Origin of the sequence: Amycolatopsis sp. WAC 01375 (assembly GCF_003947325.1) — a bacterium.
Lineage (GTDB): Bacteria > Actinomycetota > Actinomycetes > Mycobacteriales > Pseudonocardiaceae > Amycolatopsis.
Genome location: NZ_QHHW01000024.1, coordinates 384,456 through 406,377, shown reverse-complemented (window position 1 = coordinate 406,377; position 21,922 = coordinate 384,456). Strand labels below are relative to the sequence as shown.

Sequence of the window (21,922 nt, the reverse complement as noted above, 5' to 3'; positions counted from 1 at the left end):
CAAGTAGGTGACGAATTGCGGGTGTTACTCGGACGCGATCAGTTCGGCGAAGCGTTCCGGGCTGACGTTCCCGCCGCTGATGATCACCCCGACCCGGCCGGAAACGGGAATCCGCCCGCTGAGCAGCGCCGCGAGACCGGTGGCCCCGCTCGGCTCGATGACGAGCTTCAGCCGTTCGAAGGCGAACCGCATGGCGTCGCGGACCTGGTCGTCGGTGACCAGCGCGATGTCGTCGACGAGCTTCCGGTTGATGGAGAAGGTCAGTTCGCCGGGGATCTCGGCGGCCTGGCCGTCGGCGATGGTCCGCGGCACCGGAATCGACACGCGCTCCCCGGCGTCCAGCGAACGTTTGGTGTCGTCGCCCGCGGCGGGTTCGACGCCGACGACCCGGATGCCGGGCCGCACGGCCTTCGCGGCGGTCGAGCTGCCCGCGATCAGGCCGCCACCACCGACCGGGACGACGAGGGTGTCGAGGGAATCGGTGTCTTCCAGTAGTTCCAGCGCCGCCGTGCCCTGTCCGGCGATGACGTGCGGGTGTTCGTACGGCGGGATGAGCGCGAGGCCTCGTTCGGCCGCCAGCGCTTCACCGATCGCGACGCGGTCGCCGGTGTACCGGTCGTAGGTGACGATCTCGGCGCCGTAGCCCGCGGTGGCGTCCTTTTTGGACTTCGGGGTGTCCTCCGGGATCAGGATGACCGCGCTGCTCCCGAGTTCCCGCGCGGCGAGCGCGACGGCCTGGGCGTGGTTGCCCGAGGAGTAGGCGGCGATGCCCTTGGCCAGCTGCTCCGGCGAGAGCCGGGAGGCGGCGTTGTACGCGCCACGGAACTTGAAGGCCCCGACGCGCTGGAGGTTTTCGCACTTGATGAAGACCTCGGCGCCGACGAGGTCGTCGAGGGTCCGGGAACGCACGACCGGGGTCCGGTGCGCGACACCGGCCAGGCGGGCGGCGGCGTCACGGATGTCGTCGATGGTCACGGGGGCGGTCATGATGCTCCTTGATCACGGATTTCGGCGAGATAGTTGTAAGCGGAGGCGCGGGAGATCCCGATGCGGGCGGCGACCTGGGGCACGGCCCGCCGCACGGCGAAGACACCGCGCGCGTGGAGGCTGCGGAACAGGTCGAGCCGTGCTTCGCGGCTGAGCGCGGCCCAGGGTTTGTTCAGCCGGAGCTGGTGTTCGTCGACGATCGCGTCCACCACCGCGTCGACGTCGTCGCCGAAGGTGGTGGTCGGCGTTTCGGTGGCGGCACCGACGTCGGCGAGTTCACCGACCAGGGTCTTGAGCTGGCCCAGTGCGGTGACGTCGAGGTTCACGCACAGCGCGCCGAACACCGAGCCGCCGCTGTCGCGCAACAGCATGGTCGAAGACTTCACCAGCTTCCCGGACGCCGTCCGGGTGACGTAGTTCAGTTGGTCTTCGGCGTCGTCGCCGCGGGCGAGCAGGCCCATGCCGATCTCGCTCATCGAGCCGCCCACGCCGCGGCCGGTGACCGAGCCGGCGATCGCGACCACCGATCGCTCCGGACGGCGGAAGTCGTGCACCACGACCTCGCAGAACGAGCCGAGCGTCGCCGCGATGCCGTCGGCCACCGGGGCGAGCGCGTCGAGGATCGCGTCCTGCTCAGACATCGCGTACTCGGGCGAGGGCCTCGACTTCGACGCTGCCGCCGTAGGGCAGAGACGCGACGCCGACACAGGTCCGAGCGGGCCGAGGCTCGGCGAAGAACTCTTCGTAGACACGGTTGAGGCCGTCGCGGTCGGCGATGTCGGTCAGGTACACGACGACCTTCACCACGTCGGCCCGGGTCGCGCCGACCGAACGCAGCGCGACGTCGAGATTGGCGAAGGCCTGCGGGCATTCGGCGTCGAATCCGCCGGGCGCCAGTTCTCCCGTCTCGGTCACGCCGAGCCGTCCGGACACGGAAACCAGGTCGCCGCTGCGGAAGGCCGGCGGGTACGGATGCTCATTGGTCACGAGACTGACTGTATAAGCGTTGGACAAATAGTCCAAGCGAGTATCGAGTGACGTACCGCTCACGCAAGATCGTCGACGCGCCCTCGGTGACCGAGAAACCTGCGCGACCGCGACGCCCTGTGTCCCGGCGACGTCGTGCTCACCGGCAGTCCGGCCGGGGGACGAGGTGACCGTCGCCGTCGAGGGCGTGGGCGAACTGACCAACCCTGCCCGGCGTGGGCTGAGCCTGGCCGGATGTGTCAGGAAAGGGTCATTTGGGACGTTTTAGTCCTGAACGACCCTTTCCTGACATCGCTCAGACCACCTCGAAGTTCGCCATCATCGCCATGTCCTCGTGTTCGGCGTTGTGGCAATGGAAGACGTAGCGGCCGCGGTAGCCGTCGAAGCGGGCGATGACCTCGACCGACTCGCCGGGACTCAGGTCCACGGTGTCCTTGATACCGCCGTCGAACGGTCCCGGCGGACGTCCGCCGCGTGAGAGGATCCGGAAACCCACCAGGTGCAGGTGCACGGGGTGGTGGATGTCGGCGACGAACCGCCAGATCTCGACGTCACCGAGGTGAGGGCTCGCCGACATCAGGTCCGGTGAGAACGGTTCCCCGCCGATCACCCAGCCCGCGCGGCCGTGGACGGTGCCGGCGCGGAACGAGAAGTCCCGTGTGGTCGTGGCCTGTTCGCGAGTGAGTGGGGGGATTTCGCTGAGCTTCGCCGGAATCCGGCTGTCGTCCGCCGCGTGGCGCACGACGACGAACCGCATGACCTTGGCGGTCGAGCCGGTGCCGAGCCGGTTCACCAGGGTGACCTCGGTGCCGACCGGATACCGGCCGAAGTCGACCACGAGGTCGTACCGTTCCGCCGGTGCGAGGGGAAGGTGGTCGTGTTCGCGCGGCGCGTCGAGGAGGCCCTGGTCGCCGCCGATCTGGACGAAACCGCCTCCGCCGGGTGGCGGTGGGTCCAGTGCCAGGTCGTAGCGCCGGGCGTTGGAGCCGTTGAGGACACGCAGGCGGTATTTGACGGCCGCCACTTCGTGCACCGGCCACGGCGCGCCGTTGACCAGGACGACGTCACCGAAAACGCCTTCCACGTAAGCACTTTCCACGCCCGGCGTGGTCCGCAGTGTCCGGTCGAGAGACGGGTACGCGAAGGCGCCGTGCTCGTCGAAAGAGCGGTCGGCGATCATCAGCGGGAGCTCACGGTCCCCGGACGGGAGCCCCAGCGAGTCTTCCTCGTCGTCGCGGATCAGATGGAAACCGGCGAGGCCCCGGTACACGGCCGGACCGGTGAAGTCCATGCGATGGTCGTGGTACCACAGGGTCGCGGCCCGTTGCCGCAGCGGGAAGACGTAGTCGCGCTCCCCATTCGAGATCCGGGCGCGCGAGTCGGCCATGCCGTGCCCGGTGTGCCCGGTGGTCCAGCCGGACCGCGGCAGGACGAGATCGGTCGGATAGCCGTCGGACTCGGCGGGTGTGTGCCCGCCGTGCAGGTGGACCACGGTCGGGACGGGGAGTTCGTTGCGGTGGTGCGCCACCACCGTGCGGTCCCGCCGCGATTCGATCGTCGGTCCCGGGAAGATCCCGTCGTAGCCCCAGATCGGCGTCCGGACACCGGGCAGGATCTCGGCCGTCGCCGCCCGCTGGGTGATCGTGTAGTGATCGGCGTCGGTGGTCCTTTGTGGACGCAGGACCGGCGGGATCGGCAACGGTACCCGGAACGGTTCCGGCAGCGGGAGCGCGCTGCGCAGCAACTCGCCCGTCCCGGGCGCGCCCTGTGCGATCAGGCGGGGAGCGGTGATCCCCGCGGCGACGAGGACACCGGCCCCGCCGGCGAGCCCGAGGAAGGTCCGGCGGGGAAGACGGCGGCTCATCGGCTCGCCCGCCAGGTCTGCGGCCGCCAGACGGCGATCGTGGTCAGCACGGTTCCGGTGACCAGGGCGACGCCGAGCGGGACGTGCAGATCGAGCGCGCCCTTCATCCCGGCGAGATACTGCCCGGTCTCGCCCAGCGCGAGCAGCAGGCTGACCCAGAACAACCAGCGCGGCCCGCGCACCAGCCACAGGACCAGCGCGGCCAGGATCTGCGCGTACGCCAGGTAGGACACCGCGTCGGCGCCCCAGCGGTGTAGCCAGAGCATGTCGTAGTCGCCGCCGAGATAGCCGCCGGCGAACACCGGCTGGCCGATGATCGCGACGGCGTGGGCGGTCACCAGCACCCGGTTCACCACCAGCGTGCCGTTCGCCTTCCGGCTCGGGCCGGTCAGGGTTTCACTCACGTGCTCGAACGTAAGAGACCACGGCTTATGCTGTCCAAGACAAGATCAGTTATGTGTTCATAACAGGTGAGGTATCAGCAGTGGATCTTCTGGCGCTCCGGTACTTCCAGACGGTCGCCCGGCTCGAACACGTCGGCCGCGCCGCCGAGAAGCTGCGTGTCGCGCAGCCCTCGCTCAGCCGGACCTTGGCCAGGCTGGAAAACGACCTGGGGGTGCCGCTGTTCGACCGGCACGGCCGCCGGATCCGGCTCAACCGGTTCGGCACCGCGTTCCTCCGCCGCGTCGACCGGGCACTGGCCGAACTCGACGACGCCAGGCAGGAACTCGACGACGCCGCCGGACTGGAACGCGGCGCGGTCACCGTCGCGGCCGAAAGCCTGCTCGTGCTCACCGAACCGCTGCGTACCTTCGTCCCCGGCCATCCGCTGGTGGACGTGCGGCTGTCCCAGGGGTCGGGGGAGGGGATGGCGCAGAAGCTGCGATCCGGCGACGTCGACCTGTGCGTCACGTCACAACCCTTGACGGGCAACGACATCCGCAGTCGCGTGCTGCTCGACGAAAAGGTGATGCTCTGCGTGCCCGCCGGTCACCGGCTCGCCGGACGCGGTCGCGTCGGGCTCGCGGATCTCGAAGGCGAGCCGTTCCTCACCACACGGCCCGGTTACTGGCAGCGTGCGCTCGTCGATCGTCTTTTCGCGAAGGCCGGTCTCGCACTGCACGTCGTCTGCGAGGGAGACGAGGCCGCGGTGCTCTTCCAGCTCGTCGACGCGGGACTCGGCATCGCGTTGGTGCCCTCCCTGGGACTGCGGTCGGTCACCAGCCCGACGGTGGTCTGGCTCGACGTCGACGATCCCGACTGTCGCCGCGTGCTCAGCGTCGCGTGGCGCGAGGACACCTATCTTTCCGTTGCCGCCCAGCGCTTTCGTGACCACACCGTCGAATATTTCCACGCACAGGCCGGGCCCCGGTCGCGGTGACCAGCGCCCGGCCTCGCGACGTGCTTACGGGTTGAGCGTGACGCTGTAGGCGCTCATCGCTTCGCCGATGGGCTGGAAGTAGGAGCTTCCGCCGCCCTTGCCGGAGGTGATGCCGAGGCCGACGCTGCCGGAGAACAGGCAGCCGCCCGAGTCACCGGGGTTGACCAGCGCGTTGGTCTGGATCAGCTGGTGCACCGAGCCTTCGGCGTAGTTCACCGTGACGTTGAGCCGCTGCACCGAACCAGAAGTGAGGCGGGTGGTGCTGCCGCTCTTGCTGATCCGCTGGCCGACGGTGGCGGAACCGGCGGAGGCGATCCGCTGGGTGGAACCGTTCCACAGGGTGACGGCGCCGGGCGCGCTGCCGGTGGTGTTGCGGATCAGGCCGTAGTCGTTGGTCGGGAAGCTGGCGCCCTGCGACGGTCCGACGTTCCACTGCGACACCGCGCGGGTGCAGTGGCCGGCGTCGAGGATGTAGTTCTGGCCGCCGCGGTTGGTGTTGAACCCGACCGAGCAGCGGGTGCCGCCACCGGTGATGGCCTCGCCGTTGTAGATCGCGGTGTGCATCTCGCCGGTGGTCCGCTCCACCCGGACCCGGTCACCGAGCGCTTCGGCGGCCTTCACGAGGGCTTCGGTGCCCTTCGCCGCGTCGGAGAGGGTCAGCACTACCTGGTTGGTCTTCGGGTCGAGACCGATCGACGTATGCGCGACGGCGGGCAACGCCTGCAAGGCGTTCTGTGCCCCCGCCAGTGCCGCGCTGGAGTGCTTGACCACGCGGGCCTGGGCTCCGGCCGCGGTCACCTGGTCCGCGGCGGCCTGGTCGAGCACGTTGACCACCGGCTTGGCGGCGTCGTCGACGTAGCCGTCGGCGGCACGGGCGCCGAGCGACGCGGTGACCTTCTGCAGTGTTTCGACACTGGCCGTCTGCGTCCGGAGGAACTCGACGGCGGCCGCCGTGCTGATCCCGGCTTCCGAGGCGAGGGACGTCACGGCTTCGTGCTGCACCGTCGGGGAGTAGCCCGCGATGGTGGTGGCGGTGGCCGTGGACGGGGCGAGGAAGCCGATGACCGCGGCCGCGGCCACCAGTGTCGTGGCGGTACGGGCTAAGGGGTTTGTGCGCATACCGGTGACTCACTTTCGCGAGGGGACATCCAGCGCGAGGGGTGGTGCACTGGACACGGTGGGTAGCCGGGTGCGGCCAAGGCGACCCGGCACCGGTGATCCGGTGCCGATCATGGTGATCCGCCGCTCCGGTGGCGGATACCGACTTTCGTTGGACAGGAAGAAAAATAGGTATCGCGAAAGGGGGCTACCGACGTATACGCGCACAGTAAACGCGGCGGCAGGTCGTGAGTGTTCTGGGTCGTCCGGGCCAACGGTGTTTCAGGTACCCGCGGCGGCGCGGTCGTGGGTATGTCGTGAAGGGGCCCTTTGAGACGATGAAGGTCTCAAAGGGCGCCTTCACGACATAAGAGTTCGACGCCGGGCCCATCGGAAGCGCTGAAGAAGCCGCCCGCTCACCCGACCTCTCGTACTTCAGAGCCCTGCACCTCACGACCCGTCGATGACGAGGTGTTTCGCGAAGCGCTCTCCGATGAGCCGGTGTGTGGCCGCGTCCGGGTGGAGGGCGTCGGGCAACGGCAGCTCGGCATGGTCGGCCTCGCCGTACAGTTCCAGGCCGTCGACGTAGCGCAGGTGCGGATCGGTCGTGCTCCGCTCCTTGACGATCCGGGCGAGTTCCCCGCGGATCACGGTGAGCGTCAGTTTCCCCGCGGCGGTTTCCGCGGGGTCCCCGGTGGCCCTGAATCGCACTTTTCCTTCCCGTAGGCCATCGGGGTCGAACTGGCCGGGTCCAGGGGTGTGCTCGTGGATGGGGCAATGGATCGGCGAGACGACCAGCAACGGCGTGCGGGGATGCCCTTCCCGGATGGTGTCGAGGAAACCGTGCACCGCCGGGCCGAACGCGCGCAGCCGCATCAGGTCGGCGTTGACGACGTTGATGCCGATCTTGACGCTGATCAGATCCGCGGCCGTGTCCCGCATGGCGCGGGCGGTGAACGGGTCGAGCAGCGCGCTGCCGCCGAAGCCCAGATTGACCAGCTCCACACCGGCGAGCACCGCGGCCGTGGCGGGCCAGATCCCGGTCGGGGTGGCCGCGTTGGAGCCTTGGCTGATGGAACTGCCGTGGTGCAGCCAGACCTTGCCGCCGCTCGACGGTACATTGTGGACGGACGCGTCGGTGCGCAGGGCGACCAGTCGGGTCGTTTCGTTATGCGGCAGCCAGATTTCGACGTCCTTCACGTCGGCGGGCAGGCCGGTGAAGCGCAGGGTGCGCACAGGTCCGGGCTGGTGAGTTCTGGCGCCGGTGACCATGTCGACGCTGATCGTGTCGCCCTCGGTCACACTCGCCTGTCCCGCGAGCCTGCCGTCGACGAGTAGTTCGTAGACGCCGTCGGGCCGGGGTGGCACGCCGACGAGGAACCGTTTGGTGGCGATGACGTCCAGTTCGACGAGTGTGGCCGCGGTGCGGAAGGCGAGCCGCACGCCAGACGGCTGCGATTCGGCCATGGCCAGCTGATCGTCGGGGATCTGCTGCCTGGCGCGCGCGGGCAGCCGGTGGGGGACCACGCCGCGTTCGGTGGACTCGAGGTCGAGCGCGCCGCGGACGAGGTCGGCGGTGATCGGGATCGTGAGCATTCTTCCGTTCATTTCGTTCGGGGCCAGGCGCGCAGCAGGACGTCGAGCGCGTCGAGGATCTCGGTCCAGCTCTCCTGCGAGCCGGGGGTGCTGTGGCTGAAGCCTCCGGCGGCCTCCAGGCCGACGTAGCCGCTGAAAACGCTGCCCAGGAGCCGGACCGCGTGCGTCTGATGCGGCTCGGCGAGGTCGTAGCCGCGCAGGATCGCCCGCATCAGTTCGGCGTGCCGGACGCCGGCGCTGGTGGCCGCCTGCTCCGGGGCGAGCCGGAACCTCGCGGCGGTGAACCTGCCGGGATGTTCGAGGGCGTAGTCGCGGTGGACGTTCGCCAAGGCGACCAGCGCGTCCTTGCCCGCCAGGCCCGCCACCGCGGTGGAGGCGAGGTCGGCGAGTTCGGCCAAGGCCAGCAAGGCGATCTCGGTCTTCAGTTCATGGGCGTTCTTCACGTGCGAATACAGGCTCGCCGTCGTGACGCCGCACCGTTTCGCGAGCTCTGTCGGCGTCACGAGTTCGAAGCCGATCTCGTCGGCCATGTCCGCGCCCGCCCGGACCACGCGTTCCGTGGTCAGTCCCGCTCTTGCCATGCCGACGACTCTACCATAGTCCATTTGGGATTTGCCTAAGAGGCTTAGGAAGCAAAACCTGGGTTCGGTAGCGCCCGGTTCGACGGAGGCTGGGCACTACCGAACGGAGGTGAGCGTGATGAACACAGTGGACCCGGCTCGTGCCCGGTACGAGCGCATCGAGCGCCTGCGAGGTGACCGCCGCCTGCTCGTGGGCGCGATCCTGGCCTCCGCGGTCACCCTGGTCTGCGGCTTCCTGACCGGACACGGATTCGGCGCGCTCCTCGAACAGTTCCGGACGATGGCGATCGACAGCGTCTTCGACGACCGCGGCGACGGCGAGCCGCCGTATGGCTCGATCTGGGGGACTTTCGGCCTCCTCGGTTGTCTCGCCGCGGGCAACCTCGCGCGAGCCGCGATGCGGCGCTACCAAGGACGGCGGTCGGGGCCGGCGTTCCCGGTCGTACTGGCTTTCGCGGCCAGTACGCTCGGCCTCTGGGAATCGTCACGAGGATGGCTTCCGCCGCTCGCCGTCGGCACCGCGGTCGATCCCGTCTTCCACACGGACGAAAAGTGGGGGTTCTGGGCGTGGCTGATGTACTACGCCGACCTGTGGATGCCGGCGTTCCTGCTCCTCCTGACGTTGCTGGCCCTGTGGTACGCCGTCCAGGTTTCGCGGCACCAAGCCGAACTGGCGCGCACCAGGGAACGGCTGTTGCGGCACGGCCGCCGGGTGCCGGCCGAGGTCGTCGAAGTGAAGCTGCGCATGGGAGGGGACGAGTCGGGCACCCGGGTCGTCGGCGCGGACGTGACGGTGTCCTTCGTCGATCTCTCGGGCGTCCGGCACTGGGTGACCCGCCGCACCGGCGACACCACGATCGCCGGCGCGGAAGTGCTGTTCGACCCGGCTTCACCCGCCGATGACAAGAAGATCTTCGTGGCGCTGCGGCGCCATCCCGCCCTCAGCGACTGGCTGTCCGCGAACTGAGCTCTGGAGTGTCCATGCCGCTCACCCTTGTCCGCGGATTCCTGACCGGGATCATCAGCGGGACGACCTTGTGCGCGTTCATCGTCGGCGTCGTCATCGAGTACGTCCCGCTGATCATCACGGGAGTCGGACTTCCCGTCGTCTATGGGATTCTGCTCCACCTCGCCGGGGCACCGCGACGCGCTCGCGAGGAGAAGGTCGTTCCGGTGATCGCGCTCGCCAAGATCGAAAGCCTTCGTGCCGGGGGCACCGAGACGGGGGACATCCCGGTCGACCTCGTCTTCACCGTCGCCCCCGACGGTATGGCCACGTTCCGGCTGAAGGCCGTCCACCACATCAACCTGGTCGACATCCCGAACTACCGGCCGGGCGACGTCCTCGTCGTCCGGTACCTGCCGGACCGGCCGTGGAAGGCGGAGGTCGTGGACCGGCCGCCGCCGTCGTGGGAACGCCGCGCGGCCGAAGCCACGATCGAATCCGCTCCGGAGTCCAGCCTGGTGCAGGAACCGCCGGAGGGCTGCGGGTTCGCCGCGCTCGCCGTCCTCGGGTTCCTGCTCGGCGCGGGGCTCGTGCTGTTCCTGTTCCGCGCCGAGCTGTTCGCGCCGGAAACGCCTGCCCGGACGGAAGAAACCCAGTCCGGCGTGACCACGTCCTCCTCGGGATCCGCGACCGTCGACGTCGACAGATCCTTGCTGGGCGAAGGGGAGTTGCGCCGGGCGATCGACTCACTGGCGCAGGCGACGGACGTTTCGCAGGTGATCACCGTGGTCGTCGAGGACCGGCGGCTGACCGTGGTCTTCGCGCCGTCGGGCGCCCAGGTGCCGCGGTTCGACCTCCGCGCACTGGAGGTCGACCGCGTCCCTGCCCTGGTACGGCGGGCGAAGGCGACCGTCGAAGTCGGGGAACCGCAGACGTGGCAGGTCACGACCGTCCCGTTCGGCACCGCTGTGAGCACCCGGGTGATCGTGACCGGACCCGACGGCAGCGGCTCACTCGCCGACGGTGGCTGAAGCCGTTCCGTGCTTTCCCGGCGCGGCGCTGCCGGAGTACTCGCCGAGATCGGAGATCAGCGCGGTCAGCTCGGCGTCGTCGTCGTAGCGGCGCTGGTGCAGTTCGGCGATCTTCGTGCCCATCTCCGGGTCCGGATCGTCGGTGACGTCGAAGGAGGCGAACTTGTCGACCAGCGGAAGTCCGACCTGGTCGGTGTTCCGGTGCGCCGGGTGGATGAGGTACTCCCAGTAGCCTTCGAGGTCTTCGAGCACGAAGACGGCGCCCCATTCGTACTCGCCGCCGAAATCACGGCCGACGACGAAGGACTTCACCGACGGGATGACCCGGCCTTGATTGCGAAGGCTCTCCAGTGCTTCTTCGATCTGCTCGGGGGCGGCGTCGGGCCGCAGGGTGAAACGGTTGCCGTGGTAGATCATCGTTTTTCCTTTCCGTTGTTCCGGTTCGTGAGAAGAGCGGCGAGTGCCGCTCCGGCTGCCATGGCGATACCGGTCCAGATGAAGGCGTCGGAGATGCCGATGCCCTGGACGAGTGGCTGGACGACGAGCGGGGACAGGAACTGCCCCAGGAAGATCCCGGTCACCAGGCCGCTGAGGACCCGGCCGCGCTGCGCGGGGTGGGCGAACTCGGCCAGGCGCAGGTTGAGGTTCGGGACGACGAGGCCGACCCCGAGCCCGCCGACGAGCAGCCCCGCCACCACTTGGGCGACGGTGCCCGCCGTGCCGATCACCAGCCAGCCCGCGCCCATGAGCGCGACGCTGAACGTGGTGATCGCCGTGGAGCTCAGCCGTTCGCGCAGGCGAGGGAATGCCAGCGCACCGGCGACGCCGGTCACCGTGCTCCCGGCGACCACGGCGCCGATGACGGCGGGGCCGCTGCCGAATCCTTCCAGCAGGAACGGCAACTGCGTCGGCGCCATGTAGAAGGCCAGCGTCACCACCAACGCGAGGACGTAGACGCCGAGGACGCGGGCGGGCAGCCGGGTCCGCTCGCTTTCACTGACCGCGGGGCTGCTTCGGGCCGGTTCGCTCAGGGAGACGATCGCGAAGAGGGCCACGATCGCCGAGGCCGAATAGATCCAGAACGGTGCCTTCCAGTCCACTGTGGCCAGCAACCCCGCCAGAGGCAGGAAGACGACGCCGCCCAGACTCGCGAACGCCTGCTGCAACCCGAGGAACGAGGCACGCCGATCGCCGGTGTACCAGTCGGTGATCAGGGTGCTGACCGCCGTCATGATCGCGCCGACGGCGAGTCCGAGCCCTGCCCGGGTGGCCAGCAGCTGGGGAAGGTCGCTCACGAAGAATCCGGCCGTCCCGGAGATCGCGTAGAGCCCAAGGCCTGCCAACAGCAGCGGACGGCGTCCCACGCGGTCGGCGACGATCCCGGACAGGGGCGCGCTGATCGCGATCGCGAGCGAGGTCACGGTCAGCGCCAGCCGTACGAGCAGATCGGAGCCGGGCGTTCCGGCGAAGACCTCGCGCATCGCGGGCAGGCTGGGCGCGATGATCGCCGCGGCCATGATGGTCAGCGGCGCCGCGGCGAGCACGGTGCCGCGCGCCAGGCGCGTCGGCGTCAGGGCGTCCGCTCGGTTCGTCATTCCACCAATCTCGCAGCGGGAGGCCGGGGTTCGCGTCGGTGAAAATCGCCTAGGCGCGCCCGAAGTCGGTAGCGTGCGGGCATGACCGCCGAGATCTTGCCCGCCATCGCCGGAGAGATCCTCACCGGAGAAGCGGACCTTTCCGTCGCGAGCAGCGACTGGGGAAACCTCGTCCACACCAGGCCGGGCCTGGTGGTGAGGCCGGCTTCGGTGACCGACGTGGCCGTGGTGCTCAGGTTCGCCGCCGCGCGCGGGCTGCCGGTCGCCGCCCGCGGTGCCGGGCATTCGCCGTACGGCCAGGGACAGGTCGAGGGCGGCATCCTGCTGGACATGACCTCGCTGCCGCCGCGCAGGGTGGTCAGGGGTGATCTGGTGTCGGTGGACGCGGGCGCCCGCTGGCGGGAAGTGCTGGAGACGACCTTGCCGTACGGGCTGGTGCCTCCGGTACTCACCGACTATCTCGAGCTGACCGTCGGCGGCACCCTGGTGGTCGGCGGGATCGGCGGCGCCGCCCACCACCACGGCACGCAGACCGACAGCGTGGTGGAACTGGAAGTGGTCACCGGCGCCGGCGAGGTGCTGACCTGCTCCCGCGACAGCGACAAGGACCTGTTCGACGCCGTCCTCGGTGGCCTCGGGCAATGCGGGGTGATCACTCGCGCGACCCTGCGCCTGATCCCGGCCCCGGCGCGGGCCCGGCGGTGGAAGCTCTACTACGACTCCCTTCCGGCGTTCCTGGCGGATCAGCGCACCGTCGTCCGCGATGGTCGTTTCGACTACGTGGAAGGCCAGCTGATTCCCGTCGACGACGGCTGGCGGTACATGCTGGAGGCGGTCGCCTACTACACGCCGCCCGACGCGCCGGACGAGGACGCGTTGCTGGGCTCGCTCGACTTCGGCGAGTCCGAAGACGAGGACACGATGTATTTCGACTTCCTGAACCGGATGGCCGACGGCGAGGCTGCCTTACGTGCGGAGGGAAGCTGGTTCCATCCCCACCCATGGCTGAACCTGTTCCTCCCCGACGACACGGTCGAGCACTTCGTGGCCGAAACCCTCGCCGCCACCGGCGAACCCGAACTGGGTGCCACGGGACTGCTCCTGCTCTATCCGGTGCGGAACGACCGGTTGAAGACGCCGTTGTTCAGTGTGCCCCCGGGTGAGCTCTCCTGGCTGTTCTGCCCGCTGCGCGCCGGTTCCCCCGACGACCCGCTGCACAACGCGCGTTTGCTGGAGCTCAACGTGGACCTCTACCGGAAGGCACGGGGCCTGGGCGGTAAGGCATACCCGACCAACGCGCTGCCGATGTCCACAGAGGACTGGCGCGCGCACTTCGGCCCCGCTTGGCCGAAGCTCGCCGAGGCGAAGGCCCGGTACGCGCCGGGAAACCTGCTCAATCCGGGACAGCGGCTCCGGTCGCCTTGAGGACCGCGGCCACGACCGGACATCCCGGACACTGGTAGAAATGTCCGATGCGGGATTTCTTCAAGGGTTTCCGGATGTTCGGGCAAGGCCTGGGCATCCTTCTGCGGTCGCCGAGACTGCTGCTGATCGGCGCGCTGCCCGCGTTGCTGACCACGCTGTTGCTGATCGGCGGTGTCGTCGCGCTGGCGTTCTGGATCGATGATCTCTCGCTGCTGCTCACCCCGTTCGCCGACGACTGGTCGCCGGGCTGGCAGACGACGATCCGGGTGGCGGTCGGCGTCGCGATGTTCGGGGTCGCGCTGGCCATCGCGATGATCGGGTTCACGGCGATCACCCTCGCCGTCGGCGGGCCGTTCTACGAGCACATCGCGGAGAAGGTCGAGGACGACCTCGGTGGCGTGCCCGGCGCGGTGGACCTCTCGTGGGGGCGGTTGCTGGTGCTTGGCCTGAAAGACGGTCTCGCTCTCGTGCTCCGTTCGCTGATGTTCACGATCCCGCTGCTGATCGCGGGCTTCATCCCCGTGGTGGGGCAGACGGTCGTGCCGGTCCTGCTGGCTTTGGTGACGGCGTGGTTCCTGGCGCTGGAACTGATCGCCGTGCCGTTCTATCGGCGGGGGATGGGTTTGAAGCAGCGTCGGCCGCTGCTGCGCCGTCACCGCGCGCTCGCCCTCGGGCTGGGGCTTCCCGTGTCGCTGCTGTGCCTGATCCCGTTCGCCGCGCTGATCGTGATGCCGGTGGGCTTCGTCGGTGGTGTGCTCGTCGCCCGCGAGGTCCTCGCGGCGGACGCGGCCGATCAGCTTCACCGCGCGGCGTGAGCTTCTCGAAGGATACCGAGGAGGACATCGACCGGCTCCGCGCCGGAGATGGCGAAAGCGCGGTCGACGACGAAGAACGGCACCCCCTTCGCACCTAGGCGTCTCGCTTCGAGGGCGTCTTCCCGGACGGCGTCCGCGTAGTCGTCTCCGGCCAGGACCAGACGCGTCTCGTCGGCGTCCAAGCCGATCTCGGTCGCCAGGCGGACGAGGGTTTCGGTGTCGTCGAGGACTTCGCCCTCCGCCAGTAGGGCGTGCATCAGCCGTTCATGGGCATCCGGCCCCAGTCCGTGCGGTCGCGCGAATTGCGCGAATTGCGCGACACGATGGGCGTCGAACGTGTTGCAGAGGAAGGCGCTGTCGAAGTCGTAGGTCAGGCCTTCCGCCGCCGCGGGTTCGGTGACCCTGCCGACCAGCGAGCGGACATCGGCGAGTGTTCTGCCCGTCTGTTCCATGAGGGCTCCGTAGAGCGGCCGAGCGGCACCGCGCGGATAGTGCGGGGCCAGCTGGAAACTCCTCCAGACGACCTCGACGTCGTCGCTGTGCTCGAACAACTCGATGGCCTTCTCCAAGCGGCGTTTACCCAAGTAGCACCACGGGCAACCGACATCGGACCAGACTTCGACGCGCACGTTCGCCTCCAAGGGAACTCTGTGGTGAAGATGATCTGGATCATGAATGATCTGCCGCTAGCATGGGCAGGGTGACAGGTTCGGAGATCGGCGCGCTCCCGCAAGGGCTGGACGACAACCTCGGCTGGCTCCTCGGGCAGGTGTGCCGGGCACACGGATCCGTTCTGGAGCGTGCGGTCTCCGATATCCCGCACGGTCTGCGTGGCTTCCAGGCTCTGTGCGGCGCGGTGCACGGGAGCGCGCGGAATCAGGCGCAGCTGGGCAGGCAGCTGGACATCGACCGCACCGTGATGGTGTACCTGGTCGACGACCTGGTGGCCGCCGGCTTGGTGGAACGCGCGGTGGATCCGGACGACAGGCGGAACAAACTGATCCAGGGGACCGAGGCCGGGCGGAAACTGCTGGAAACGACCAAGGCCGCGATCATGGAAGCGGAGGCCGAGGTGCTGGCACCGTTGCCGGGAAAGGATCAGGACCGGTTCCGCGAGATGCTGCGAGCCGTCGTCGCGCACAACCTGCTCGCCGTAAGCGGTGGCTGAAAGAGAAAGTTCACGCACGTGAGAGTTCCTCGCGCGCCGGGATGACGACGAGCGCGCTGAAAAGGGCCAGTACGACGAAGGCCGCGCTGCCCGAGTAGGCAAGCCTGAAACCGGAGGTGAGGGCTTCCCGCTGCCCCAGGACGGTTTCGGCCGGTGACGCGGTGCGGGAAGCGGCGACCGCCGCCAGTACGGCGGTGCCCATCGCGGAACCGATCTGCAGGGTCGTGTTCACCAGTCCCGACGCGACCCCGGTGTTTTCCGGTGACCCTGCCGACATCGCGGTACCGATGACGGCTGGTACCGCGATGCCCATCCCGATTCCGGCCAGGAGAAGCGGTGGGAGCACGTCAGTGAAGTAAGCGCCGTCGACAGGGACCCTGGTCAGCAGCGCCAGCCCTGTCGCCGCGACGAGGAGCCCCGTGGTCAATACCGGGCGGGTGCCGAACCGGCCGATCAGCCGTGGCCCGAGCCAGAGTGCGACGAGGGCGTTCATGACCGGCGTCGGCAGGAAAGCGAATCCGGTGGTGAGTGCGTCGAGCGCGAGAACCCGCTGTAGGTAAAGGGCGGTGAGGAACTGGAACCCCATCATGCCGGCCACCATGAGAAGCATGACGATATTCCCGCCGGTCACCGCGCGGGAACGGAACAGGCCCAGTGGCATCAGCGGAACGGGTGCTTTCGTCTGGCGAACGAGGAATCCGGTCAGGAGGAACACCGCGAGCGCGAGCAGGAGCCAGCGCCGGACAGGCTGACCGCTGTCGACGATGACATAGACCAGCAGCATCACGCCGGATGTCGCCAGCACCGCACCGAACGCGTCGATGCCTGCCCGCAGGCCGGCGCCGCGGTCTCGTTCGATGGCCGCGAACGTGGCCAGGACGACGACGAGGCCGATCGGCACGTTCACCAGCATGGTCCAGTGCCAGCCGAGGCCCTGCGTGAGCACACCTCCCAGGATCATGCCGAGTGATGCCCCGCCCGCCTGCACGAAACCGAAGAGTCCGAGCGCCTTGCCCTGTTCGGGTTGACCGGGGAAGAGCGTGACGATCATGCCGAGCACGACCGACGTGGTGAGTGCTCCGCCGACGCCCTGCAAACAGCGGAAGGCGATGAGTGTCGCCTGGTCGCCCGCCGAACCGCAGAGCAGGGACGCGACGGTGAAGACGCTCAAGCCGATCAGGAACACCCGACGCCTACCGATCAGGTCACCGAGCCTGCCCGAGAACAGGAGCAGCCCGCCGAAGGGGACGAGATAGGCGTTCACGATCCAAGTCGAATTCGTTTGCGTGAAGCCGAGATCAGTCTGGATGGACGGCAGTGCCACCACCACGATCGTGCCGTCGAGCACCACCATCAGCGACGCCAGGCACAGCACGACGAGTGCGTGCCACTGCGATCGGCCGCTCGTACCGCGATCTTCGAACATTGGCCGGTTCCCCTCGAAGTATTAATCTGTGAACCAGATCATCTGTTGAGCAGATTATCTTGAGGCGGGTGATATTGCCAAGGGCCGGCAGGTCGATGTCTGTGTCAGATGACGCAGACACGGCGGCTCCCCGGCGCCATCGTTGGCGGACACTGAGGGGAGCTTCCGATGAAGAGAGCACTGTTCCTGGCCGCCGCCATACCGATCGCAGCCCTGCTGACGACCGGACCGGCGGTCGCCGACGAGGGAATCGTGTCCGGGGTGGTCAAAGCCGCGGGCTCCGGAGAGCCGATCGCCGGCGCGTGCGTGACACTATTCGATCTCGACCTGAAAGAGACGGGCTCGGGGTGCGCGGGTACGGACGGCCGCTACGAGATCACCGGCGTCGTTCCCGGCAAGTACAAGGCACGCGCGACCGCCGCCGGATACGCCGAGCTTTGGGCGTACAACAAGGGAAGCGCGCTCGCCGCGGAAGTGCTGGACCTGCCGCACGGACTGGACTTCGGGTTGCGGCAAGGCACGGCCACCGTCCGCGGCCAGATCACCGATCAGGGAAAGCCCGCCGCGGGAGCGTCGGTGAGCCTCACCGACCAGAACCAGCGGTGGTGGTCGACGGTGCTCACCGCGGCGGACGGCACGTACTCGTTCAGCGGCGTGAAAGCCGACACCTACACGATGGCGATCACCTATGGGGATCGCACGCAATGGATCCGGCAGAAGGCGAGCTTCCCGGAGGCGGAGACCTTCGCCGTCGCCGATGATCAGGTCGCCGTCGTCGACGAGGCCATCGCACCGTACGGGAAGCTCCGAGTGGTCGCGACGGACGAGAAGACCGGCGCGCCCGTCGCGGGTGCGTGCTCGCAGGTCGAACAAGGGCATCCGCCGCAGCTGCGGAAATGCGCCGGCGCGGACGGCGTCATGCTCTACGAGGACATGCCGCCGTTCGGTTACTACACGCTGAGCGTCTGGGGACCGGATGGTTCCTACCGACCGGTGAGCTGGGAGCGTGTTCACCTGGCTCCCGGAGAAACCACCGAAATCCGGGCGTCGATGAAACCCGCCGCGTCGATCGTGACCACCGTGCGGGACGCGAAGACCAAAGCACCGCTGGCGCGGGTCTGCGTCGACACCTACGCCCTTCCGGTCGTCGGTGTCCTCGACGCCGACTATCTGTACCACTGCAGTGACGAGAGCGGGAAACTGGTGATCGGGCCGATCGAGCCCGGCGCGTACAAGCTGCTGGTCAAGTCGCTGGACGAGCGTTACGGCATGCAGTGGGCAGGGACGGACGGCGGCACCGGTGACGTCGGGCAGGCCCGCACGGTCACCGCCGAACTCGGCAAGGTGGTCACGACGCCGGACATCAAGATGGATCCCGCCGGGACGATCACCGGCAAGGTAACCGATCGCGCCACGGCGGCCGCGCTGGGCGGCGTCTGCGTCTACCCGTACGCGGTCGATCCCCGGATCGGCTTCCGCTTCGACGTGAACTGCAGCCGGAACGACGGCACCTACACGATCAAGGGCCTCGGACCGTACAAGTGGCCGCTCGAGTTCGCCTCGTCCCGAGGCGACTACGCGTGGGAGTGGTCGGGAGGAGCCGCGGACCGGTTCGCCGCCCGTCCGGTGCGGGTGCGGCCCGGCGCGACGATGACCGAGAACGCCGCGCTCGTGCCGAACGGCTCGGTCACCGGACGGATCCTCGGTTCGGACGGCAAGCCGACCTTCGGGTACGTGTACACCTACAACGCGCGCACCGGAGACATCGTCGACTGGACCACGCCGGACTCGAACGGGCAGTACACCGTCAACGGCCTCACCACGGAGAAGGTCAAGATCAGGTACTACACCAATACCGAATGCTGGTACCGCGAAGCAGCCGATTTCGCTTCCGCCACACCGATTCCGGTCACCGCCGGGCTGACCACCGGCGGAGTGGACCTCGGCCCCTGCCGCCGCTGAGGGGTGTGATCGCGCGTGAAGGCCTCCTTCCCTCGGCTCCGCCGAGGGAAGGAGGCCTTCACGCGCAACGGCGTCCTAGCCGATGGGCTCGATCCAGATGTTGCGGAACCGCGGATTCTCACCGGGATCCCCGTGATCCTGGAGGCGGATCGCGCCCGGTCCGGCGTTCTCCGGGTTGTTGTCGCCCGTGCCGCCGTCGATCGCCACGTCGTTGTGGACCACGACACCGTTCCAGACCACGGTCACGCGGGCGTTGTCGGTCTTGTTCCCGGCACCGTCGAACCGTGCGGCCCGGAAGGTGACGTCATAGGTCTGCCAGGTTCCGGGAGCCGTCGCCATGTTCCGGTCGGGCGCCCGCTTCGAGTAGATCGAGCCCGCTTCGTTGTTGGCGAGCGTGGTGTCCCCGAACGATTCCAGTACCTGGAGTTCGTAGCGTTCCTGGAGGTAGACCCCGCTGTTGCCCCTGGCCTGTCCGGTGACCTCGGGCGGATAGTTCGGCTCGTTCCACTCCACGTGCAGCCGGAAATCGCCGAACTGCTGTTTCGTGCGGATGTCCCCGCCGTTCGACTCCATCGCGCCGCCCGAGACCGGCCACGTCGCGGCGCCGCCCGCGCGTTTCTCCCAGGCGTCCAGGTCGGTGCCCTTGAACAACTGGATGCGCTGGGATTCGGTGACGGTGAGGCTGTCGAGGTTGACGTTGCCCGCGTCGCCCGTGTCGTAGCGATAGGAGATCGTGTTCGCTCCGGCTTTCAGGTTCAGCGTTTCCGGCTGGGTGTTCCAGGTGTCCCAGTTTCCGGTACTGGCGAGCCTGACCTGTTTCACCTTGGCGCCGTTGACGTAGACGGTCACGGATTTGGTGCCGGGAGCCGGATCCGGGCCGTTGGAGTAGCGCAGTGCCGCGTTGTAGGCACCCGTCTTCGGCGCGTTGACGGTGAACGTCGTCGCGGCGCCCTGGTTCCAGTAGCCGTCGACGAAACCGGTGCCCGTGTAGCCCGCGTGGTTCGTGTTCGTCCCGGCGCCACCGCTGAGCGCGGCCCGCTCCGCCTCATAGGTCGTGCTCGCCGGCGTGCCGCCGACCAGCGAGTTGAGCGTGTACCACGCCTCGGTGCTCCACAGCGCCGCACCGGACTCCGCGGCGAACGGACGCGGCGACCGCACGTGGACCACGTGCCCGGCCTTCAGCCCCGCCATCTGCAGCGTGACCTTCTTGCGGTCGGCAGAAAGGCTCGCGGAGGTGACGGACAGCGTCGTCTCGTCGATCTTGGGCCCGCCGTACGCCGGGGTGGGCTGGTAGCGCCACTGCTGCGCCTGGTACTTCGCCGCCAGGTTCTGCGCGGTCTCGGCCGACAGCGGCTGGGTGTACTCGAGCTCGAATCCGCCCGCGACCGCCCGCATCGCCTTGATGTCGAAGGCGTTCGTGCCGTTGGGTGTCACCTTCTGCAGGCCGTAGGCGAGCTTGCCGGGCTGGCCCCAGTTGCCTCCGCCGTCGATGCCGCCGGTGTAGATCGCGCCGTCGGGACCGAGGCTGATCCGGCTGACGCCCGACTCCAGTCCTTGCGTCATGCGGAAAACGGCGCCCTGGTACTCGCCGTTGACCTTCTCCAGGAAGGCGCGCTGGAGCCCGCCGTAGGTCACGTCGCCGTACACCATCTGCCCGGCGAACGGGCCCTGCGACAACATGACCATGTTGCTCGGCGAGTTCGCGATCTCGTTGTGCGGCAACCACAACACCGGCGCGGTCACCGGTTTCGAGTCGAACGGGCCCGAGGGATTGGTGTAGTGGTTGAAGAAGCGGTCCTGCTTGACCCGCACGAGCTTGTTCGCCGGCAGCCAGCCGCCCTGGTTGTCGGTGACGAACACGTCGCCTTCGGGGCCCCAGCCGATGCCGTGTGGCGTGCGCAGCCCACCGGCGATGTAGGAGACCTGACCGGTGGCCTTGTCGACCTTGATCGTCGTGCCGCGGTTCGGCGCGGGCTGCGGGTCGGTCGTGGCGCCGCCGTAGTTGATGGACACCGAAAGGTTGGCGTAGAAGAAGCCGTCCTTGTACAGCAGGCCGAAGGCGAACTCGTGGAAGTTGCCGCCGAACGGCCAGGTGGCGACGGTACGGTAGTCGTCGGTCACGCCGTCGCCGTTGGTGTCGTTCAGTTCGACGAGCCGCGTCTTCTCCGACACGTACAGCTTGCCGTCGACGTACTTGACGCCCATGGGTTCCTTGAGCCCGCTGGCGACGCGCTGGGTCCGGACCTTGCTCGGGTCGGTGTTCCCGCTGACGTTGCTCAGCAGGTGGACCTCGCCGAGGACCTTGTCGGATCCGCCCCAGGTGGCGATGGCGAGCCGCCCGTCCGGCAGCCAGTCCATGCCGGTGACCTGCGGCTGGAAACCGTCGGGACGCAGGTTCGTCAGCGTGAACCCGGGGTGGACGCCGTTGAGTGGCAGGCCGTCACCCGGCGAGTCCGCGGCGCCCTCGCATTCCTTGCGTCCCGGCGCGGTCACCCGGACGACGTCGGCGTCGGTGCTGAGCACCGAAGTCGGCACGAGCGCGAAGTCGGCCGCGCCCGGCGGCCGCCATTCGAGGGTGACCTGCTGGTCGTGGAGGTTGTCGAAATGGTCGATCCGCAGCGCGTGGTACCCGGTGCCCAGTTGGACCGAGCCGGTCGCCGGGGTCGCCCCGTGCAGACCGTCGTGGTTGATCACCGTCTGGCCGTCGATCCGGAGCCGCGACCCGTCGTCGCTCGTGAGCCGGAATTCGTACTGACCGGCGGAAGCGATGTTGATGTTGCCGATGACCTCGGAGACGAACTGTTCACCGAGCCCGAAGTCGGCCGTGGTGGTCCAGTCGATCGTCGGCATCAGCTTGTCGACGTTCGGCGTCTGGCCGGATTTGATCGTGCAGAGCTTGGTGATCTCGCGCTGGAGGTCGTACGTGCGGAGCGTGACTCCCGGTTGCTGGGGTGGGATGGCCGCTTCGGCCGGGGCTGTCACCAGCCCGGACACTGCCGTGACCAGCGCCAAGGAAGCGACGATGGACCGGTTGAAGCGCTTGCGGACAGACGGAAGCAT

Annotated in this window: 20 protein-coding genes; 7 read left to right on the top strand and 13 right to left on the bottom strand. The window is 68.4% G+C overall.

Features of this window, described 5'->3' with window-relative positions:
* Positions 1 to 24: 24 nt before the first annotated feature.
* From DL991_RS13915 to DL991_RS13895, 5 genes are all read right to left on the bottom strand, one after another.
* Positions 25 to 987 carry a pyridoxal-phosphate dependent enzyme gene (locus tag DL991_RS13915; RefSeq protein WP_125784670.1) on the bottom strand — a complete coding sequence of 321 codons (963 nt, stop codon included), beginning with the start codon at positions 985 to 987 and terminating at the stop codon, positions 25 to 27.
* Positions 984 to 1,628 (bottom strand): transcriptional regulator, encoded by a 645-nt coding sequence (locus DL991_RS13910; protein ID WP_125784668.1) that lies wholly within the window; start codon positions 1,626 to 1,628, stop codon positions 984 to 986. Before DL991_RS13910 ends, DL991_RS13915 begins: the two co-directional genes overlap by 4 nt.
* Positions 1,621 to 1,974 (bottom strand): RidA family protein, encoded by a 354-nt coding sequence (locus DL991_RS13905; protein ID WP_125784666.1) that lies wholly within the window; start codon positions 1,972 to 1,974, stop codon positions 1,621 to 1,623. Before DL991_RS13905 ends, DL991_RS13910 begins: the two co-directional genes overlap by 8 nt.
* A 295-nt stretch (positions 1,975 to 2,269) precedes the next feature.
* Positions 2,270 to 3,838: a multicopper oxidase family protein gene (locus DL991_RS13900; RefSeq protein ID WP_125784664.1), complete on the bottom strand. Its 1,569-nt coding sequence runs from the start codon at positions 3,836 to 3,838 to the stop codon at positions 2,270 to 2,272.
* Positions 3,835 to 4,242 carry a hypothetical protein gene (locus tag DL991_RS13895; RefSeq protein WP_125784662.1) on the bottom strand — a complete coding sequence of 136 codons (408 nt, stop codon included), beginning with the start codon at positions 4,240 to 4,242 and terminating at the stop codon, positions 3,835 to 3,837. Before DL991_RS13895 ends, DL991_RS13900 begins: the two co-directional genes overlap by 4 nt.
* An 80-nt stretch (positions 4,243 to 4,322) precedes the next feature.
* Here DL991_RS13895 and DL991_RS13890 point away from each other — a divergent pair, with 80 nt between their 5' ends.
* Positions 4,323 to 5,219, top strand: a complete 897-nt coding sequence (locus DL991_RS13890) for a LysR family transcriptional regulator (protein WP_125784660.1) — start codon at positions 4,323 to 4,325, stop codon at positions 5,217 to 5,219.
* 24 nt (positions 5,220 to 5,243) lie between these two features.
* Here the strand turns inward: DL991_RS13890 and DL991_RS13885 are convergent, their stop codons facing one another.
* The 3 genes from DL991_RS13885 to DL991_RS13875 form a co-directional block, all read right to left on the bottom strand.
* Positions 5,244 to 6,338, bottom strand: a complete 1,095-nt coding sequence (locus tag DL991_RS13885) for a S1 family peptidase (protein ID WP_125784658.1) — start codon at positions 6,336 to 6,338, stop codon at positions 5,244 to 5,246.
* Positions 6,339 to 6,767: 429 nt separating this feature from the next.
* On the bottom strand, positions 6,768 to 7,913 hold the full coding sequence (locus DL991_RS13880; protein ID WP_125784656.1) for an SGNH/GDSL hydrolase family protein: 1,146 nt from the start codon (positions 7,911 to 7,913) through the stop codon (positions 6,768 to 6,770).
* An 8-nt stretch (positions 7,914 to 7,921) separates the two neighbouring features.
* The gene (locus DL991_RS13875; protein ID WP_125784654.1) at positions 7,922 to 8,494 is read right to left on the bottom strand and encodes a TetR/AcrR family transcriptional regulator; all 573 of its coding nucleotides are present in this window, start codon (positions 8,492 to 8,494) and stop codon (positions 7,922 to 7,924) included.
* Positions 8,495 to 8,612: 118 nt separating this feature from the next.
* On the opposite strand from DL991_RS13875, the gene DL991_RS13870 reads away from it, so the two are divergent.
* Both DL991_RS13870 and DL991_RS13865 read left to right on the top strand, forming a co-directional pair.
* Complete coding sequence (locus tag DL991_RS13870; RefSeq protein WP_125784652.1) at positions 8,613 to 9,461, top strand: hypothetical protein; 849 nt, start codon at positions 8,613 to 8,615, stop codon at positions 9,459 to 9,461.
* 14 nt (positions 9,462 to 9,475) lie between these two features.
* A complete protein-coding gene (locus DL991_RS13865) occupies positions 9,476 to 10,471 on the top strand; it encodes a hypothetical protein (RefSeq protein WP_125784650.1) in 996 nt (331 codons plus the stop codon).
* Here the strand turns inward: DL991_RS13865 and DL991_RS13860 are convergent.
* Together DL991_RS13860 and DL991_RS13855 are read right to left on the bottom strand one after the other, a co-directional pair.
* Complete coding sequence (locus DL991_RS13860) at positions 10,451 to 10,888, bottom strand: Dabb family protein (protein WP_125784648.1); 438 nt, start codon at positions 10,886 to 10,888, stop codon at positions 10,451 to 10,453. The two genes, DL991_RS13865 and DL991_RS13860, sit on opposite strands and share 21 nt — an antisense overlap.
* Positions 10,885 to 12,066 carry an MFS transporter gene (locus DL991_RS13855; protein ID WP_125784646.1) on the bottom strand — a complete coding sequence of 394 codons (1,182 nt, stop codon included), beginning with the start codon at positions 12,064 to 12,066 and terminating at the stop codon, positions 10,885 to 10,887. The genes DL991_RS13860 and DL991_RS13855 overlap by 4 nt, the downstream gene beginning before the upstream one ends.
* An 81-nt stretch (positions 12,067 to 12,147) precedes the next feature.
* On the opposite strand from DL991_RS13855, the gene DL991_RS13850 reads away from it, so the two are divergent.
* The gene (locus DL991_RS13850; protein ID WP_125784643.1) at positions 12,148 to 13,491 is read left to right on the top strand and encodes an FAD-binding protein; all 1,344 of its coding nucleotides are present in this window, start codon (positions 12,148 to 12,150) and stop codon (positions 13,489 to 13,491) included.
* 47 nt (positions 13,492 to 13,538) lie between these two features.
* Positions 13,539 to 14,306: an EI24 domain-containing protein gene (locus DL991_RS13845; RefSeq protein ID WP_125784641.1), complete on the top strand. Its 768-nt coding sequence runs from the start codon at positions 13,539 to 13,541 to the stop codon at positions 14,304 to 14,306.
* Here the strand turns inward: DL991_RS13845 and DL991_RS13840 are convergent.
* Positions 14,291 to 14,935 carry a DsbA family oxidoreductase gene (locus tag DL991_RS13840; protein WP_125784639.1) on the bottom strand — a complete coding sequence of 215 codons (645 nt, stop codon included), beginning with the start codon at positions 14,933 to 14,935 and terminating at the stop codon, positions 14,291 to 14,293. The two genes, DL991_RS13845 and DL991_RS13840, sit on opposite strands and share 16 nt — an antisense overlap.
* Before the next feature lie 62 nt (positions 14,936 to 14,997).
* On the opposite strand from DL991_RS13840, the gene DL991_RS13835 reads away from it, so the two are divergent.
* A complete protein-coding gene (locus tag DL991_RS13835) occupies positions 14,998 to 15,474 on the top strand; it encodes a MarR family winged helix-turn-helix transcriptional regulator (RefSeq protein ID WP_125784637.1) in 477 nt (158 codons plus the stop codon).
* Positions 15,475 to 15,484: 10 nt separating this feature from the next.
* On the opposite strand, the gene DL991_RS13830 is transcribed toward DL991_RS13835, so the two are convergent.
* The gene (locus tag DL991_RS13830) at positions 15,485 to 16,900 is read right to left on the bottom strand and encodes an MFS transporter (RefSeq protein ID WP_125784635.1); all 1,416 of its coding nucleotides are present in this window, start codon (positions 16,898 to 16,900) and stop codon (positions 15,485 to 15,487) included.
* A 168-nt stretch (positions 16,901 to 17,068) separates the two neighbouring features.
* Between DL991_RS13830 and DL991_RS13825 the strand changes: the two genes are divergently transcribed.
* Positions 17,069 to 18,862, top strand: a complete 1,794-nt coding sequence (locus DL991_RS13825; protein WP_125784633.1) for a carboxypeptidase-like regulatory domain-containing protein — start codon at positions 17,069 to 17,071, stop codon at positions 18,860 to 18,862.
* A gap of 75 nt (positions 18,863 to 18,937) precedes the next feature.
* Here the strand turns inward: DL991_RS13825 and DL991_RS13820 are convergent, their stop codons facing one another.
* Positions 18,938 to 21,922 (bottom strand): family 16 glycoside hydrolase, encoded by a 2,985-nt coding sequence (locus tag DL991_RS13820; protein ID WP_125784630.1) that lies wholly within the window; start codon positions 21,920 to 21,922, stop codon positions 18,938 to 18,940.

Coding starts and splice junctions, on each gene's coding strand:
- DL991_RS13915 (WP_125784670.1), bottom strand. CDS start 987: ATGACCGCCCCCGTGACCATCGACGACATCCGTGACGCCGCCGCCCGC.
- DL991_RS13910 (WP_125784668.1), bottom strand. CDS start 1,628: ATGTCTGAGCAGGACGCGATCCTCGACGCGCTCGCCCCGGTGGCCGAC.
- DL991_RS13900 (WP_125784664.1), bottom strand. CDS start 3,838: ATGAGCCGCCGTCTTCCCCGCCGGACCTTCCTCGGGCTCGCCGGCGGG.
- DL991_RS13885 (WP_125784658.1), bottom strand. CDS start 6,338: ATGCGCACAAACCCCTTAGCCCGTACCGCCACGACACTGGTGGCCGCG.
- DL991_RS13880 (WP_125784656.1), bottom strand. CDS start 7,913: ATGCTCACGATCCCGATCACCGCCGACCTCGTCCGCGGCGCGCTCGAC.
- DL991_RS13875 (WP_125784654.1), bottom strand. CDS start 8,494: ATGGCAAGAGCGGGACTGACCACGGAACGCGTGGTCCGGGCGGGCGCG.
- DL991_RS13870 (WP_125784652.1), top strand. CDS start 8,613: ATGAACACAGTGGACCCGGCTCGTGCCCGGTACGAGCGCATCGAGCGC.
- DL991_RS13865 (WP_125784650.1), top strand. CDS start 9,476: ATGCCGCTCACCCTTGTCCGCGGATTCCTGACCGGGATCATCAGCGGG.
- DL991_RS13860 (WP_125784648.1), bottom strand. CDS start 10,888: ATGATCTACCACGGCAACCGTTTCACCCTGCGGCCCGACGCCGCCCCC.
- DL991_RS13855 (WP_125784646.1), bottom strand. CDS start 12,066: ATGACGAACCGAGCGGACGCCCTGACGCCGACGCGCCTGGCGCGCGGC.
- DL991_RS13850 (WP_125784643.1), top strand. CDS start 12,148: ATGACCGCCGAGATCTTGCCCGCCATCGCCGGAGAGATCCTCACCGGA.
- DL991_RS13845 (WP_125784641.1), top strand. CDS start 13,539: ATGCGGGATTTCTTCAAGGGTTTCCGGATGTTCGGGCAAGGCCTGGGC.
- DL991_RS13835 (WP_125784637.1), top strand. CDS start 14,998: ATGGGCAGGGTGACAGGTTCGGAGATCGGCGCGCTCCCGCAAGGGCTG.
- DL991_RS13830 (WP_125784635.1), bottom strand. CDS start 16,900: ATGTTCGAAGATCGCGGTACGAGCGGCCGATCGCAGTGGCACGCACTC.
- DL991_RS13825 (WP_125784633.1), top strand. CDS start 17,069: ATGAAGAGAGCACTGTTCCTGGCCGCCGCCATACCGATCGCAGCCCTG.
- DL991_RS13820 (WP_125784630.1), bottom strand. CDS start 21,922: ATGCTTCCGTCTGTCCGCAAGCGCTTCAACCGGTCCATCGTCGCTTCC.